Raw genomic sequence first — 16,961 nt, forward strand, 5'->3', positions numbered from 1 at the left:
GGCCATGTATTGCCAAGCAGGAAATCTTGTGGAGAGTGATCTCAGAAGTGGGCAGCTACGGCTTGGTGCCTGATGGACCAATATATTCTTTGGCGATCACGACGTTGTCGAAGTACACAATGTTCTCAGCTTGTTTTGTCCAACGATCGGTCACGTAGCTTTCCAGTGTAAATGCATTCGCGAAAAGCGTGGGGCTGGTCCGCCAATTAAATCCCGTCCAGTGTCCCCACAGCACGCCGTCAATCCAATACGCCTGCTCGCCATCGTCCATGCCCGGCGTGTTGTGCTTAATCATGAACTCTACACATATCCACTCACCACGCTCAATGTTGGGTTGCAAGGTGGGACGAATTCCGTTGCCCCAATACTTGCCATCGGGGCTCGCCTTCATCGTGTGCCAATAGCTGTAGAAATTCCAACGACCAGGCGGATTCCATTTGCCCCAATTTCCCCAAGGTTCAATTGCCGTCGAAAAGCGTTCATCACCCGCGGGGCGCTCCCCCGCTCCGCCGAATCCACTCCAACGCTCTCCGCCATGGAGTGATTTGTTGGCTCGCAGGGTACAGAAATGGTGGACGTAATCACAGTTTTCATCAAACTTGGTGTAAAAGCGGATGAACAGACGATCGGCAGATTCAAACCACTTCGTAAATCCGCCGCCGGTGTTCTTGCCTAAGTTCGCGGTCACCCTCAGCGAACGGTTGCCGAGCACAGTCCGTGAACGTGAAGTTGGGTTTGCTGATTCGTCGACATATGCCAAGGCTCCGCCTCGGTTGCTGATGTCATCCCACTTCGCACCCAACGCTCCAGATTCGAAATCGTCGGCAAAGATGACTGCCGGGTGATTAGAAATGGCTTGATCGCTCGCGAACTTCGCTGCGATCCCCTGCCCGGTTGGCAAGGGGCTCTCGCTGATTAACCTGATGGGTGTTTCGGTCTGAGCGTCCGCTGCAGTTGGCACACCGAAGGTCAACGCAATGCTAGCTGCGGTCAGCAGGAGTTGGTTGAGTTGAAAATAATTCTGCATGGAAGTGATCCCAGGAGCAATTTGCGGGGTGGGGTGTCATTGCTAGCAAGCGAGCGGCTGATTGAGTTCATTCATCGTCGTAACCCGCTTGCAGATAGAGACGAGCTGCTTCTTTGTGGGGCGGCTCCCAGCCGAGCTCGAGCAGCAGATCGCGTCTCTTCTTAAGATACCATTTCGGCTCAATCCATATTTGATTGGCTTCCAGCAATTCTAATGCTCGCCCCTTCTTCCCCGCTCGTCGCAACATGCGATCCTCCAGCAAAATGAACTCGGGTCGAACGGTTTTTGTCTGATGGAGTAATCGTTGGTAAGCCGCTGAGAGTTGTGCTTCATAGCTCGCCCGAATTGAGATTGGCCACCGCTGGCGGACCGCTGGTAGCTCACGGTAGGCCAAGGCCCGGCCGAGTCGGTAACGCGTGTGGGCAAGAACCCAGGCTGTCGGCGCTGGCAGTTGCTGCAACTCGGGAGTAAGTTGGTCGGAGAGCAACGCTTCGAGCTGTTTCGCGGCATCGATGATCGCTCGTAAATTTTCCTTGCGATCATCGTCGGTATCGATCGCTAGTAATTCCGATTGAGCTGAAGTCAGCTGTTGCCAAGCATCAGGAGTAAGCTCTGCTGGTCTGCTTAATTCGCTCAGCAATGGTTCTTCGACTAGCTTCGCTGGCGATGTTGAGCGTGCGGGCCCGGGCGGCATACGGCCTGGTTCCCAGCGACGAAGCCAAGCCTGTCTGGCAAGGTACTCCAGTCGCTCGTCTTCCGACTCGGCATCCTGGATCTTCTCAGCGACTTGCTGCAACTGTTCGCGCCGCCAGCTTTCCGCGACTCCTTCGTCGGCAGAAATGTCGGTCGAATTAATCGCCAAAGCCATTAGAATTACGACCGGCAGCGACGCTCCTCTAGATCGCTTCTCGATGAATCCTTGAGTTGGGTAAACAGACATGGAGATTGAGGTGGGGGTATAGATACCAGGCAATGAGTTTTCCAACATGTTGCTTTTTTCAACGCGAGCATGCGAACATGTTCGGTTTGATTATCGGCAATTGGGTGGCCCCGTCGCGGTCAGCGCAAAAGATCGGAAAGCGATCTCCGTGCCGGTCAAGCTGAGTCGTCATGGCAACTGCGGGCGAATTGTTTTCCGCAGACAAATGCCCCAGGCAAGCCCATTGAAGTCGACTTCGGTCGCTCCACTCCAACAGGTTCGCGGCGTCATCGTTAGAGATGTGTCCACGCTTTCCAGAGATGCGATCTTTCAAGCGTTGTGGGTATGGCCCCGATCGCAGCATCTCCTGATCGTAATTGCTCTCGATTAAGACGGCATCCAAGGTGCCGATGACTTCTTGCAACCCATTGAACACGTGCCCCAAATCGGTGAGCAAGCCAAATCGTTGATTGGATTCGGTATCTTCGACGACGAAGCAGACCCCATCGACGGCATCATGGGGCGTTGCTAATGTCTCGATTCGCAGCGTGCCAATTTGAAACGGTTTTCCCGACTCGAAATGGTTTGGACCACCGATGCGACCGGTTGACGGCTTGGCTCGTGTCGCGTTCCAGGTGCGCAAATTCGCGTGAATTGGCAAACCAAATTTGCGATGAAACACCCCCGCTCCGCTGACGTGATCGCTGTGTTCATGCGAGAGCACCAGCGCGTGACAGTCGCGAATGTCGTAACCAAAACTAGCCAATCGCGACTCGGCTTTGATACCGCTGATTCCCGCGTCGAAAAGCAGGCACGTATGGCCGCTACGCACGAACACGCAGTTGCCGGAACTTCCGGATTGCAGGGTGATGATTTCCATTGCGATAGTTTATCGCTCTGGATTGCCGCCGGAAAGTCGCTGGGGGTATTTTTCAAACGACCACCAAAGTGCCGGTAAGTTACGTGGTTTACTCGCTTTGCACCCCCATGCCGCAGGGTGAAGGATGGCAGCCGCCACCGCGTTGGCGTATAAATCAACAGTCGGTATCGTCTTCGACTCTCTCCAGGAAGTGTTGTTGGCAAAGGCAAAACGCCTTGAAGCAGAGTTTTCGCTGTTGCAAGAACGGAATGTGATGGTTGAGCATTGACAAAGTATGGTCAAAGTATGGTGGGCCCCGCCCCGTCACGATGATTCGGTCGGTTCGGGGTTAGACTATTGCCAGCGCGAGCATCCCATGGTGGAGAGAGACAAAAACCCCTACGCGGCACCCGCTCCTGTGGGCGGCCAAGTAGTTCCGATGTCGTCGCGTCCGGTTGCGTCGCGTTGGCTTACGGTGGGCCTTGCGTTAGCTTTTTTCGGCTATGCGGGTATTTCGATGCTGCTAATTTCTTCGACCCCGATGGATCGCTTTTACGGTTATTTTTATCTCCCCGTGCTGTTTATGCTCGCAATTCTCTACTTGGCGGTTCACTTTCACTGGGCCTACTTGCGGTCAATCGCCATTTTGACGGCTTTGATGCAGTGTTGTCTCGCCTCTTGGTTGCTATGGCTCCATCCCATGCATATGCCAGCGTTTTTCCTGGCGATTCTCCCCACAATTGTGATCATCGTGCTCTCGTTTCTATCAGCAAGATGGATTCTCAAAGAGCCAGGAAATGTGTAGTCCATGAAGAGCAAGCGAGAAAAGGTACTTGGATCTTGGGGAGTTCCTGCGGCGAAAGAGCGAATGGAGAACTTGCTGTTGCTGGCGGCTCGGCAGAAGGTTGCCGAGCATGCGCTGCAAGCGTTGGATAGCGGTATATTCATGGATGGCCGCGGACACAGCGAACCGCTGGGCCTAGTCCGTAATCCAGTTGAGCAGGTGGCGCTGATTGCTTGGCTTGCTGCGGGCTGCCAGACAACGTTGTCGCTTGAGGTTGGGTTTGGCATGGGGATAACCGCGGCAATTATTTTAGCGTCCCGCTTGGAAAAGCAGACTCCGTTTGAACATCGGATCTTCGACCCTTATGGTCTGCCGGATGGCGCGGGTTTCATAGCACAACGTTTTTTGCAAGATGAATGCGGAGAGCATTTTCGACGCTTGGAAATGCGCTCGCAATTTGGTATGGCAGCGATTGCAAGTGCCAAGGCTCCCGAGCAAACTGGCTTTGTCATGATTGATGGTGATCATCGCGTCGATGCCGTGTTTGCCGACTTTTATCTGGCTGATGCCATAATGGCGATCGGTGGTTACATGGTGCTCGACGATGCACGTTATGCTCCAGTTGAGACCGTGGTTCAGTTTGTAATGAATAATCGATCTGATTATGAGGTTTCATATTTGGAGATTCCCAACACAGCGGTATTTCGCAAAGTTGGTGAGGATGAACGCCAGTGGAATCATTTTCGGACATTCTCGGTTCCAAAGAAAAACAATTGGGAACCCTCTGGAGGGGGTGTTTTCAGGCCAAGATAAAACGGCACTGATCGGGCGCGGTCAAACCCCAATGATTTTGTTACTCTGAGGGCCTTGGGGTTGCCAGCGTTTTACATCTAGGGAAGGATCATCGTTTAATGCATACTGATTTGTGCCCAGACCAAGCGAGACCAGCTGACATAGGTGGTCAGACATGTTTGCTTGGAAAAGAGCAACGTAAGCTTGAGTCGCCGATCGCGATTGTCGGCGTGGGGTTGCGAATGCCGGGGGGAATCAATGACCTTGATTCACTTTGGCGAATGTTGCTGGAGGGCCGCAGTGCAGTTGGAGGGGTGCCCCCGGATCGCTGGAACCAAGAGCGGTTTTATCACACAGACGCTTCTGCAAGCGGACGACTTGCCAGTCGTTGGGGTGGTTTTGTTCGGCGTGCGAAGGAGTTTGACGCGGCGTTTTGGGGTATCTCGCCCCGCGAAGCGGCACGCATGGATCCGCAGCAGCGGTGGTTGCTGGAAATCGCTTGGGAGGCAATTGAAGACGCCGGAGTGCGGCCGAACGACTTGCGAGGTCAACGGGTTGGTGTTTACGTCGGTGCCTCCAGCCACGATTACGGCACTGCTCAACTCGAAGATCTCCTGCGGCTTGATGTGCATTCCAATACCGGGGGTGCCAGCAGTATTCTGGCCAATCGTTTATCCTATCTGTTAGACCTTCGAGGCCCTAGCTTAGTGGTCGACACGGCATGTTCCTCTGCTTTGGTTGCAATCGCCATGGCGGTGGATGCGATCCGATCCGGTGTTTGCCGCGCGGCCCTTACCGGTGGCGTCAATTCGTTATTTTTGCCCAACAGTGGCGTCGGCTTTAGCAAGGCGGGCATGTTGTCGCCGACCGGTCAGTGCTTGGCGTTCGACGCGCGGGCCAACGGCTATGTCCGCAGCGAAGGGGCGGGGTTGTTGTTGTTGAAGCCGTTGGCCGATGCGGTTGCCGACGGAGATTCTATTTACGCGGTAATTCGTGGAGCGGCGATTAACTCCGATGGGCGTACCTCGTCGTTAACAGTACCCTCCGCTGCGGGCCAAGCGGATATGCTGCGGGAGGCTTATCGCAACGCGGGGGTAAATCCCCTTGACGTGAGTTACGTGGAAGCTCACGGCACGGGAACTCCCGTCGGAGATCCGATTGAAGCCAACGCGCTAAGTCAAGTTCTATCGCAGCATCGTGGTCAAGATCATCCGCTGCTGATTGGATCAATCAAAGCGAACCTCGGACATTTGGAATCGGCTTCGGGGATCGCTGGTATGCTTAAGGCTGTGTTAGTGCTGCAACGGGGAGTGATACCAGGCCAAGCAAATTTTGAATCGCTTAACAAACACATTGATGGCAACGAGCTGCGGCTGCGAGTGGTCCGCCAAAACTCGCCGCTCAGCGTTCCCGCCGGGACACCACCGATCGTTGGGGTTAACTCCTTCGGTTTTGGCGGCACCAATGCGCACGTTGTCTTGGCTGCTGCTCCCGTAGCGGAGAGGCCGAGCGTCGCTGCTGGGCAATTTGCTGCGCAATCGCAATCTACCAGTCAGACGCAATCTACCAGTCAGGCGCAGAACGCACCGCGAGTTTTGGCTGATCGCCCCCATGTGCTTCCCATCTCTGCCCATGACGCTGCTGCCCTTCGTTTGACCGCCCAGTCCTACCTGCGCACCTTATCAGAGCTCAGTGGGGCGTTACCTGACTTCTGTAGTTCCGCTGGTGATCGTCGCCAACATCAATCGCATCGGCTGGTGGTAGTGGGTTTGGATGCCGAGCAGCTGAGTGCTGGTTTGCAGGATTGGCTGGCAGCAACTGCGATTTCTAATAACCAACTCACAGCAGGCAAGCAATGGGTTTATGGAGAAGCCGTTCAAGGAGCGACAAGTCAAGCAATAAACTCTCGCAAAACGACTGCCGAGACGACGGAGCCCTCGGAGGCGTGCGGTCCCACGATGGTGTTCACCGGACAAGGTTGCCAGTGGACAGGTATGGGCAGGACGTTATTTGAGCGTGAGCCGAGCTTTCGCGAAACACTGTTTGAAATCGATGAAATCTTTGCTTCGTATGCAGGTTGGTCACTTATTGAGGCAATGCAAGACGATGCACCCGAACGCATCAATCTCACCATCGTTGCGCAACCGGCGATCTTTGCGATCCAAGTCGGACTTGTCCGCTTGTGGCGATCCTGGGGTGTTGAGCCGGCTTGCGTCATTGGGCATAGCGTCGGCGAAGTCGCGGCTGCCTGGACGGCAGGGGCACTGTCCCTCGCTGATGCGGTCAAACTGGTTTATCACCGCAGTCGATTGCAGGGCAGAACGGGGGGCTTTGGTCGCATGGCCGCTGTCGGGTTGACGGCACAGCAGGGCGAGTCACTGTTGAGCGGGTATGAGGGCCAGCTTGCTGTCACGGCAATTAACAGCCCATCACTGATCACGATTGGTGGTAACCGAGATGCCATGGAGAATGTCGTCGCCGAGTTGGAGCGTCGAGACGTCTTTGTCCGTTGGTTAAAGTTGGACTACGCTTTTCACACTCATCAAATGGATCCAATCGAGGAGGAATTAAAGGCTGCCTTGGCTGATCTGCGTCCTGCTGCCGCAAACATCCCCTTTATATCCAGCGTGACTGGAGAGTTATTCGACACGCAGCAGCTTGATGGAGCATACTGGTGGCGAAACGTTCGTGAACCGGTCCGGTTTAGCGCCGCAATTGAGGCGGCCACCGCCCGCCACGCGAGTGTGTTTTTGGAGATCGGACCCCATCCGTCGATGCGCACCTCCATCGAATCGGTCGTTGAAGACCGTCCCCAAACGCTTGCCTTGCCTTCGCTTTCACGCCATCAAGACGCTTCCACATCATTAATCACGAGTCTCGCAAGACTACACATTCATGGTGGATTGGTAAGCGGCAAACCATTTGGGCTGAATTGGGAAGCAATTAATCAAGCTAGTGGAGAGTTTGTTCGCCAGCCCGCGTACGCCTGGAATCGTCAGACATTTTGGTTAAGCACGATCAGCGAATCCTCGCGGCTAGCACCACCTGACCATCCCCTGTTGCAAACTCGCATAAGGGTCGCTCAGCCAACTTGGCAAACGGTGCTTGATCCCGCCGTGTTGACCTATCTGAAAGATCACCAGATTTGGGATGCGATTGTTTTTCCCGCCGCGGCCTACATTGAAATTGGCTTGGCAGTTGCCAAGGTGCTTTTTCCAGATCAAAAGCACCAGGTTGAAGATCTGCAACTGCACGCTGCACTTTTTGTGTCGGCTGAGGCGGATACTCGATTGCAGGTGGTTTATAACTCCGATGATCTTACCATCCAAGTCCACAGTTCCAATGACGGTATCAATTGGGACTTTAACGGACAGTGCCGATTGGTGCCGAACCTCAGTCGGCAAGTTCCTGCGAAGCCGTTGGCTGTTTCCCAATCAACCATCGTTGATATCGATGATTTGGTGCTCGATCACGATCAGTTATATGAGCAGCTCCGACAAGCCGGTTACGGTTTTGGCGAGATGTTTTCCTTGATCGAAAGACTGCAATTTAAAAGAGATGAAACGATTGCGGAAATAAAAGTTCCTGAAACTTTGCATCGATTTGGGGCGGAGCTTAACAGCGGCAAGAATGTTTTTCATCCTGCTATCTTGGATGCTTGTTTTCAGGCTTCCTTGCGTGTGACTTCTGAGTCTTCGGAGAATGCATCCCTGTTTCTACCGACGTCGATTGGTCGTGTCCGTCTGTGCCGAGAGATCGATTCGGAAACGCTAATCGCTGTGGCACATAATTTTTCCACCGAGCGGGATTAACGCAGCTGTGATATCGATGTGTTTAACGCTGACGGTAAGCGTCTGGTTGAAATTCGGCAGTTTCGCGTCACAAAGGCGATGGGTGCCAGCAGATTGACATCAAGGGCGGACGGGTTGGTCAGCCTCGAACAAGATATTTTCTATCGCGTTGGTTGGAGGCAACAGCGTTTGCCCGGAACTCGCATCGATGGCTCTTGCCAATTTCCCGATTCGAGTACTTTGCTAGCCGAACTTACAGACTCTCGAAAGACCATCGTTGAGAAACTGGGGCTCGATCACTACTTCAAGGTAGCTTCACCGCGAATCAATGAGCTCACGGTCGCCTCCATCCAAAACGCTTATGTGCGATTGGGGTGGGGCAGTCGTTTTGGTTGGACGATTGGCCAGACATTCACGACAGCTGAACTATTGGCCAATGAAGTTTTTATTCCGCAATATCATGAGTTGCTTGCCACGCAACTGCACTGGTTGGCAGAGTTTGGCTGGTTGAAACGCGTGTCCGATAATTCCTCAGCTGCTACTCGGGAGACTCGCTGGGAGGTGCTCAGAGAGTTCTACGCCTTTGACGTTGGCGAGCAGTTGCGGTTGGTAGAAATTGAATGTCCTGAATTGTGCCATGATGTTAAACTTGGGCAGGCGTTTTTACCATGTATGGCTGATATTCTAAGCGGCGATGTGAAGGCCCTGGACCGGGGGTTCGCGAATGGTTCGAGCCATTTGTTAGAGAATTTCTACACTCGTAATCCAGACTGTGCGAGCTATCGAGAATTGCTGGCAACGGCGATCGAGCGACTTTCACAGAATTTGCCCGCCCGCAGGACATTACGGGTATTGGAGGTTGGTGCCGGAACGGGCGCGATGACGAGTGCGATGCTGGACGGGTTAACGGTGATGGCATCAGAAAAGTCGCTCAAATTTGAGTATCACTTTACCGATGTCAGCCCAAGTTTCTTGTCCGCTGCTCGGTCTCGTTTTGCTGCGCACGCGAACGTTACATTTGGCATTCTCGATTTGGAACGTCCACCGCTGCAGCAGGGTATCGAAGCGGGCTGTTTTGATGTCGTGATTGCCGCCAACGTGCTCCATGCTACTCAGGATCTACGGCGGTCGCTCACACACCTACGCGATTGCCTTGCTGATGACGGCGCGTTGTTGTTGAATGAGATCACGGGACGTCTGCCGTTTATTGACAACACTTTCGGCCTGCTGCCTGGATGGTGGAGTTTTAGGGATCGCGAGTTGCGGAGTTGGAGCCCGTTGATCGATCGTCAGCAATGGGGCGAACTGCTGGGTGAAGCCGGTTGGAAAGACGTATCGGTGATCGCAACCGATACCGCTGACCGCATTTCCAGCATGGCATTGATCATGGCTCGGCCCGCCTGGGATCCCGCTGAGAATAGCGAGATCGCACCGGAGAGTCTCTCCGAGCAAGCCGTCAGCAGGCCCCATCTACTGGTTTTTGTCGACCAAGCTGGTAGGCTCGAGCAGCTTGCCAAACGCTATCGTGAAATTGGCGGGGAGGTCACTCTCATTCGGTATGGCGATAATTGGCGGGAAAGGTTTGCCATGGTTCCATGGCAGTCTGGTGGTGACTGGTTGGTTGTGCATGGTTGGAGTCTTGATGATGTGAACCCGGTTGCTAACACCGCTGAACTCTTGAGGTCGATCGACGCGGGTGTGCACTGTGGAATGCGTCTCGCACAGGTGATCGATGCCGAAGATTTGATGGATCGCGTGAGGATTTGTTTGCTGACACAAGATTCCCAGCTTGTCAGTGATGAGGACCAGGTGGGCGGTTTTGCTGGGTCACTGGTCACTGGGTTTGCTGGGGTTTTAAAAAATGAATCCCCGTCCCTTGGTGTGACAACCATTGATTTGCCATCCGGGGAAAGAGGGCACGATGCGCTCTGGCTAAGTGATTTCTGGCTTGATGATTTGCTCGCCGAAATCATGACTGACGTTGGGGAACGGAATGTTGCTTTTCGAGATGGTGTTCGTTTCGTTTCTCGCCTGCAACGCGAGCAACTTTCCAAATGGAAGCCGCGCCGCAAATCGCTGGCGGTCAACGCGTCGTACTATCGATTGGAGATGCGGCGAGCGGGACGATTGGAGGATCTGTCTTGGAACGCCACCTCTGCTAAAGTGCTTGCTGAAAACGAGTTGGAAATACGAGTTGAGGCGGGGGGGATCAATTTTCGTGACGTGATGAAGGCGTTGGCGATGTATCCGGGAGATCCTCCCGACCGACTCTGGTTTGGCGATGATGTGGCTGGGGTCGTCGAACGGGTGGGCGCAGCGGTCAACAACCTGCGGGTGGGTGATCGAGTGGTGGGGGTCGCTCCATGGGCATTTCGGTCCCACGCGGTGACTGATCATCGTTTGGTGATACGTTGCCCAGAGTCTATCTCAATGACAGCGGCTGCAACCATACCCACTGTGTTTTTGACCGCTCGATTTGCCATCGACCAAGTAGCGCGAATGCGGAGGGGCGAATCGATCTTGATACACGCTGCCGCGGGTGGCGTGGGTCAGGCCGCAATTCAGGTCGCACAGGCAATGGGATTGGAGATCTTTGCCACCGCGGGGTCACCAGCCAAGCGTGAGTTGTTGCGTGACCTCGGTGTGCAACATGTGATGGATTCGCGAACGTTTGAATTTGCCGATGAAGTGATGGAAATCACGGACAATTACGGTGTGGATGTGGTGCTTAATTCATTGGCTGGTGAGTATTTAACCAAGAGTCTAGCCGTGATTGCGCCGTTTGGACGTTTCTTGGAGATTGGCAAAGCGGATGTTTATGGTGATCGAGCCTTAAGATTAGCCGCCCTGAAGAATAACGTTTCGTATCACGTGATCGATTTAGCACAGTGGATTGTGGAACGCCCCGCATCAGTTGCCGGTCTGCTGGATCAATTGCGAACATCGTTTGAACAGGGGATTTATCGTCCGTTAACGCATCGGATTTATTCAGCTTCGCAAGTTATTTCTGCGTTCCGGGCGATGGCCAAAGGGGAGCACGTAGGCAAGAACGTGTTAGACTTTGCCGCGATTCCCAGGGACGAACCGATCATCGGGCCCAGCACAGAGTTAGCGACTCGGTTCCCCGCTGAAGGCACTTTTTTGGTGACTGGAGGATGTCGGGGTTTTGGCTGGGAGGTGGCGAAATGGTTGACCACACGTGGAGTCCGTTCGTTGGTGTTGATGAGTCGCAGCGGGCCTGATGAACTCGTAGCGAGGGAGATCGCACAGCTACGCGAGGCGGGGATTGCGATTACCGAGACACGAGGCGATGTGACCATTCGCGAGGATGTCGATGCTGTTGTTCAGGCAATAAATGCCGGCGACTATCCATTGATCGGAGTCGTTCACGCGGCAATGGTCATTGACGATGATTTCGTCACGCATCTGGACACTGAGCGGTTTGATCGCGTCCTACATCCCAAAGCGTTGGGTGCGTGGCACCTTCATGATACGACAAAGGGAATGGCGATCGAGCACTTTATCATGTTCTCATCCATCTCCAGTGTGCTGGGAGCGCCCCGGCAGGCTCATTATAACGCGGGAAACGAGTTTTTGTCCGCGTTGGCTCGGCATCGTCGTGCGATGGGATTGAATGCGCTGTCAATCAATTGGAGTGCCATCGAGGGGGCCGGTTTTGTTCATCGCAATACTGCCACGGCGGAATACCTAAAAGGCACGGGTCTGGCGATGTTGCCGCTAGCCCAGGCGATGGCGGTGTTAGATGAATTGACGTTATTGGAAACCGATGTACTGGCAGTGGCACCAATTGATTGGGAACGTGTCGCTCAGACGGGAATGTATAAATTACAAAGTCCGTTTTACGAGGGTATTCGCAATTTACAACCGTCACAAAGCAGTGGTTCATTAAGGAAGCTGCTGAAATCGGCGCCGCGGCAGCAGCATCCGATGCTGTTGCGTCAATTCTTAATCGAGCAGGTGGCGGGAGTGTTCGGGATTGGCACCGCTGAAATCGATCCCGACCTATCATTGACGCGGTTGGGTTTGGATTCGTTGATGGCGGTTGAGTTGGTCAACCGCATCGAGAGCGAATTGGTTACGAATTTGCCGATGAGCCGGCTCCTGACGGGGCCGAGCATTAACTCGCTGGTGGAGTTATTGCTGCCATCAATGGTACCCGAAGGAGAAGCCGGGGGCGATGCGGCGAGCAATGTCCAGGGGGCTACGTTTTTAGCGGACGCATGCTGGGATGAACAAATTACATTGGCACCGCAGCGGGCGATCGTGGATGAGAAATCAAATCGCTTTCTGACCGGTGTGACCGGCTTTTTGGGAGCTCATTTGTTGGGCGATTTATTGAAGGCTGCCGAGGGGCGAGTTACCTGCTTGGTAAGGGCATCAGACATCCAGTCAGCTCGGCAGAGGATCGCATCAAATCTCGAGCGCTATGGAATCGATCACTCAGAGCTATTGGAACGCGTCGACGTGTTGTTGGGAGATCTCGCGCTGCCAAGGTTTGGGCTATCCGAACAGGAGTTTGACGATCTGGCCGCTAGCGTTGACGTGATTTTTCACAATGGGGCCGACGTGAATTTAGCAAAATCTTATGATTCGCTGCGGGATGTTAACGTCGGCGGGACGCGGGAGATTTTACGTCTCGCATGTCGCGAGAAATTAAAGCCGATTCATTACGTCTCGACCTATACCGTCCATGCCACATCTGAGGGTCGGGGCAAAATCGTTGCGGAGGATGCTAGCTTACCGCCTTGTGAGCAGCTGTTGTACGGCTACTCGCAAACCAAGTGGGTTGGTGAGATGTTAATGCGTGAGGCTCGGCAACGAGGCTTAGACGTAAGGATTTATCGTCCTGGGCACATCACCGGTGACAGTACAACGGGCATTGGAAACGAAGATGACTTATTGCATACATTGATTTTGACATGCATTAAAGTTGGATCGGTTCCCCTGAGCGAACTGGAACTGGATGCCACACCGGTTGATTACGTGAGTCGGGGCATCGTGCACCTGTCCTCGCAAGTGTCCGGAGACGGTGAGGCAATTTATCATCTAACGAACCCGGTTCCCTTGAGGGGGGAGGCTTTAAGGGAATGGCTTGAAAAGTCTGATGTTGGCATCGAAGTCGTTTCGCCGAAACGTTGGCACGAACAGTTACTTGCCTATGGGAAGTCATCAACATCCAATGAGCATTTAATTCAGCTGATGGCCGATATGTTGAGGCTACGAGAGTCGTTGGAAGACGACGTTGACATCGCTTTTATGCCTCGCTTGTCTTGCCAATCGACGGCACGAACATTGCAATCCGCCGGAATTGATTGTCCGCCGGTGGACGTCCGGTTATTAGAAACTGGTGCCGGTTACCTGCAACGTATTGGGTCGCTAGCTTCGCTTGGAGCAGGACCGTTATCTTGCTCATAACTGCTAGCTTTTTCGCGCTCGCGTTGTTGGCGGTGTGGCAGCTAGTCCTGGCGTTGATCGCCGTGCGAGCCATTTTTGGTGAGGTGATCTTTGGTAGCCAAGCGACTAGGAATCGCGAGCCTGCTGAGTCGTGGGGACGCGCTTTGGTGGTCTTGTGTCTGCGAGGTAATGATCCGTTGTTAGTCGACGCATTACGAGGCTTGATGAGGCAAGACTACGGCGATTTCTACTTGCGGATTGTGGTCGATAGTGAAGAAGATCCAGCTTGGCAAGCCATTCAAGCTTCGGGTGTCCAGCAAGACAAACGCGTACGGCTGGAAGTACTTCGTGATCCGCCGTCAACGTGTGGTTTGAAGAACGCGGCGCTCATGCAAGTACTCGACGATCTGGAGCCGGACTTTAAATTTCTTGCACTGACTGATGCCGACGTGATCACGCACCCAAGTTGGTTGCGTGAGTTGATCGCGCCGCTGCGTGATTCGGCAGTGGGACTAACCACGGGAATTCGATGGTATCATCCTCAGTGTTGCTCGCTTGCCGCGCTGACTCGATTAGTCTGGAATGCGGCAGCGACGACACAGATGATTGGTTTTCAAATTCCTTGGGGCGGGTCTTTGGCCATCTCGCTCAGTTCGGTGGTTCCCGCGAGTTTGCAGCGGCTTTGGCAACGAGGGCTCTGCGAAGATACGATGCTGACAAGTCATTTGGAGTCGTTTGGTTACCGGCAGGTTTTCGCTCCCTCCGTGATTATGATTAATCGGGAGGATTGTCGAATGGGTGACTTGCTGCGATGGATAAAACGCCAGTTAATCGTGGCTCGCCTGTACCACCCGAGTTGGAAATGGACGGTCTGTCACGGGGTCGCCAGCGGCTTAATTCCATTTGCGGTGCTGACAATCAGCGTTTGGCAAACAGCATGCGGTCATCATGCTACCGCTGGACAACTCGCCGTGGGATTGCTGGTGTATCTGATTGTCATGGTAGTGGCATTGCTCTTCGGCTTAATGCTGATGCAGCTAAGACTGAAATCACTTGGGCGTGACGCTAATTGGTTATCGACTACGGCTTTGCTGCGACTGCCGCTGGCAGTCGCGCTGCTGCAGTTTCTATACCCCGTACTGCTGCTGCAAGCCATGTTAGCCAAAACGGTTGACTGGAGGGCGATGACTTATCGAATTCAGCTCGACAACTCGGTCGTTCATGATGGGCATCATCCGTACCAGACGCAAGCTACAATGAGTCCGCTGCATTCGCTTTGAGCGGCGATGATTCGAGAAACCTGTGTGGGAAACCAGGGCGTCGCATCTGGGGGGCGGCAATTGCGAGGATTGAGCGGGTTTGGCTGGCGCGCCGGGTCGCAATGATCCGATTGACAAGGAGAGTCATTCGATTTTTGGGCCGTCTTCACGATGAAAAGATTCACGTTTTTGTCACGATTCAAGCTGCGACGACCAGCTGCGAAGCGGAGCCGTGGTTGGCTTGTCGTACGCGCCGGTTGGGTTGCTTTAATGCCACCCTTGTGCGGCGGCTGTCACCTGATGGGCCCTGCTGCGGACGCGGCGAACCAAGGCGTTCGTGAAACATTGCCAGCCCCCACGATACAAGCGGACGCACGGCCTGCGGCGGCAATTCGGCAGCCTGCGGCAGCAATACAGCAACCTACCGCGAGGTTCGAGGCTGGATCCTCTTACTTCGCAACGGAGCGAGATGCCGATTTCCCTCCCCCTCGCATCGAAGATTATGCTCAGTTGCCGCGGGTCGAGATGTCCCTTGACGACGCTGTTCGTTTAGCACTGCAAAACAACTCGGTAATTGGCGACTTGGGAGGGCAGGTTTTGAGCATGCCCGACACGTTACCAAGCACGTTCGATGCGAGCCTGATTGGTAGTCATCCCTCGATCGGACCTCAGGCTGCTTTGGCTGCTTTTGACACGCAATTTGAGAGCGGAGTGACTTACAATGGCGGCGGCCGCGGCGTCGGTTCCGCATTTTCTTCCGGCCAATTTGGTGTTTTTGCTCAGCCGCAGACCCTGACGAAGCTCGGCTTTGCCAAAGTTTTGCCGAGTGGCACTGCGGTTAGCGTAGGGGGCGTTGCTGGGTACGATGAGGAGTTGGCCGGTGGAGCCTATGCTGCATTGGGAGGCGAACTAAGGCATCCGCTAATGCGTGGGGCTGGTCGCCAAATTCAGCAAATCACTGGCCCCTTTCAGCGGCCCGGTTTTTATGGCGGGATCCTAATTGCCCGGTCGAAGCAGCAGCAAGCCAGCCTGGCCCTTGAACAAGCTGTAAATAAACTTGTGATGGACGTGGCGGCGGCCTACTGGGAGTTGCATTTTGCTTACCAAAATACCCACACCAAGCAGGTGGCTTTGGAATACGCAGCCCAGACTTGGCAACGTGAACAACAGCGTGTCGCAGCGGCGACTTCGCCGGCAGATCGAGCGGCGCAAGCACATCATCGGTATTGCGTGGCCAAAGCCGAAGTGTCTAACGCAATTGCTGGTACCGGATCAATTGGGAGCGGAGTCTATTCAATGGAGTTGCGTTTGCGAACGTTACTCGGCCTGCCGTCGGTCGACGGCAGGCTGATCGTTCCTGACGCGGCGCCGATGAGCGCGGAAATTCGATTCGATTGGCAAGAATCCGTGGCAATGGCACATGCGAACCGCGTGGAACTACGTCGGCAAGAAGAAATTCTTCGCGTTGCAAAGATGGAGTCGATCGCCGCGCATAATCTGCAGTTACCTCAGGTAGACCTGTTGGGAGCTTACCGAAAGTTAGGGGATGACCCGATTCAAGATTCGCCCATTTTCAATCAGCCGCTTGACGGTTGGCAAGTTGGTATTGAAATTCGCAGAGCAGTCAGTAACCGACTGGAAAACGCAGCTGTTCGGCATGCTCGCTTGCGACTTAGCCGAGAGTTGGCTGTGTTGCAATCACAACGACAATTCATCAACGCGGAACTTCAGGCCGCATTGACTCAGCTCGATCGAGCCTACCAAGTTGTGCAAGTAATGACAGATGCTGAACAGGCGGCGGCGATTCGTTTGGCTGCTGAAGCTGAGCGGCACGAGGCGGGAGATCATTTAATCGAACAGGTGCTTGATGCTCAATTACGATTGACTGAGTCGAGTACGATGCGTCAGCGAGCGATCGTCGATTACAATTTAGCGTTTGTGAGTTTTCATCATGCCAGAGGGACCCTATTGGACACGATTGGTGTTGTGATCGCAGATTCTACTAGGGATGAAACACGATTTGCTCAATTGTCCCCGTCGTCGTATCTTCAAGCCAAGTGACGAGCGGAGCTGAACAGGTTGGTAAGCTGGCAGCGGGTACGATGGAGACCTCGT

The 16,961-nt window shown here is 54.0% G+C and carries 10 protein-coding genes; 7 read left to right on the forward strand and 3 right to left on the reverse strand.

The window, feature by feature from the left end; genetic code table 11:
* Positions 1–55 precede the first annotated feature (55 nt).
* From SH139x_RS11475 to SH139x_RS11485, 3 genes are all read right to left on the reverse strand, one after another.
* Entirely contained in the window at positions 56–1,027 is a 972-nt protein-coding gene (locus SH139x_RS11475; RefSeq protein ID WP_488355350.1) for a hypothetical protein, read from the reverse strand.
* 67 nt (positions 1,028–1,094) lie between these two features.
* Positions 1,095–1,967, reverse strand: coding sequence for a hypothetical protein (locus tag SH139x_RS11480; RefSeq protein ID WP_488355351.1), 873 nt, complete (start codon positions 1,965–1,967; stop codon positions 1,095–1,097).
* Between the two features lie 58 nt (positions 1,968–2,025).
* Complete coding sequence (locus SH139x_RS11485; RefSeq protein WP_488355352.1) at positions 2,026–2,826, reverse strand: MBL fold metallo-hydrolase; 801 nt, start codon at positions 2,824–2,826, stop codon at positions 2,026–2,028.
* 124 nt (positions 2,827–2,950) lie between these two features.
* Between SH139x_RS11485 and SH139x_RS11490 the strand changes: the two genes are divergently transcribed.
* The 7 genes from SH139x_RS11490 to SH139x_RS11520 all read left to right on the forward strand — a co-directional run bounded on the left by SH139x_RS11490 (position 2,951) and on the right by SH139x_RS11520 (position 16,907).
* Positions 2,951–3,094 carry a hypothetical protein gene (locus SH139x_RS11490; protein ID WP_488355353.1) on the forward strand — a complete coding sequence of 48 codons (144 nt, stop codon included), beginning with the start codon at positions 2,951–2,953 and terminating at the stop codon, positions 3,092–3,094.
* Between the two features lie 6 nt (positions 3,095–3,100).
* On the forward strand, positions 3,101–3,610 hold the full coding sequence (locus SH139x_RS11495; protein WP_488355354.1) for a hypothetical protein: 510 nt from the start codon (positions 3,101–3,103) through the stop codon (positions 3,608–3,610).
* A 3-nt stretch (positions 3,611–3,613) separates the two neighbouring features.
* Entirely contained in the window at positions 3,614–4,402 is a 789-nt protein-coding gene (locus SH139x_RS11500) for a class I SAM-dependent methyltransferase (protein ID WP_488355355.1), read from the forward strand.
* A gap of 98 nt (positions 4,403–4,500) precedes the next feature.
* Positions 4,501–8,193 (forward strand): type I polyketide synthase, encoded by a 3,693-nt coding sequence (locus tag SH139x_RS11505; RefSeq protein ID WP_488355356.1) that lies wholly within the window; start codon positions 4,501–4,503, stop codon positions 8,191–8,193.
* Between the two features lie 18 nt (positions 8,194–8,211).
* On the forward strand, positions 8,212–13,608 hold the full coding sequence (locus tag SH139x_RS11510; protein ID WP_488355357.1) for a thioester reductase domain-containing protein: 5,397 nt from the start codon (positions 8,212–8,214) through the stop codon (positions 13,606–13,608).
* Positions 13,599–14,867 carry a glycosyltransferase family 2 protein gene (locus tag SH139x_RS11515; RefSeq protein ID WP_488355358.1) on the forward strand — a complete coding sequence of 423 codons (1,269 nt, stop codon included), beginning with the start codon at positions 13,599–13,601 and terminating at the stop codon, positions 14,865–14,867. Before SH139x_RS11510 ends, SH139x_RS11515 begins: the two co-directional genes overlap by 10 nt.
* A gap of 150 nt (positions 14,868–15,017) precedes the next feature.
* A complete protein-coding gene (locus SH139x_RS11520) occupies positions 15,018–16,907 on the forward strand; it encodes a TolC family protein (protein WP_488355359.1) in 1,890 nt (629 codons plus the stop codon).
* Positions 16,908–16,961 lie beyond the last annotated feature (54 nt).

The sequence above is a fragment of the Kothea flammea genome, from assembly GCF_052161645.1.
Classification (GTDB): domain Bacteria; phylum Planctomycetota; class Planctomycetia; order Pirellulales; family Pirellulaceae; genus Laterigemmans.

Coding starts and splice junctions, on each gene's coding strand:
- SH139x_RS11475 (WP_488355350.1), bottom strand. CDS start 1,027: ATGCAGAATTATTTTCAACTCAACCAACTCCTGCTGACCGCAGCTAGC.
- SH139x_RS11480 (WP_488355351.1), bottom strand. CDS start 1,967: ATGTCTGTTTACCCAACTCAAGGATTCATCGAGAAGCGATCTAGAGGA.
- SH139x_RS11485 (WP_488355352.1), bottom strand. CDS start 2,826: ATGGAAATCATCACCCTGCAATCCGGAAGTTCCGGCAACTGCGTGTTC.
- SH139x_RS11490 (WP_488355353.1), top strand. CDS start 2,951: ATGGCAGCCGCCACCGCGTTGGCGTATAAATCAACAGTCGGTATCGTC.
- SH139x_RS11495 (WP_488355354.1), top strand. CDS start 3,101: ATGGTCAAAGTATGGTGGGCCCCGCCCCGTCACGATGATTCGGTCGGT.
- SH139x_RS11500 (WP_488355355.1), top strand. CDS start 3,614: ATGAAGAGCAAGCGAGAAAAGGTACTTGGATCTTGGGGAGTTCCTGCG.
- SH139x_RS11505 (WP_488355356.1), top strand. CDS start 4,501: ATGCATACTGATTTGTGCCCAGACCAAGCGAGACCAGCTGACATAGGT.
- SH139x_RS11520 (WP_488355359.1), top strand. CDS start 15,018: ATGAAAAGATTCACGTTTTTGTCACGATTCAAGCTGCGACGACCAGCT.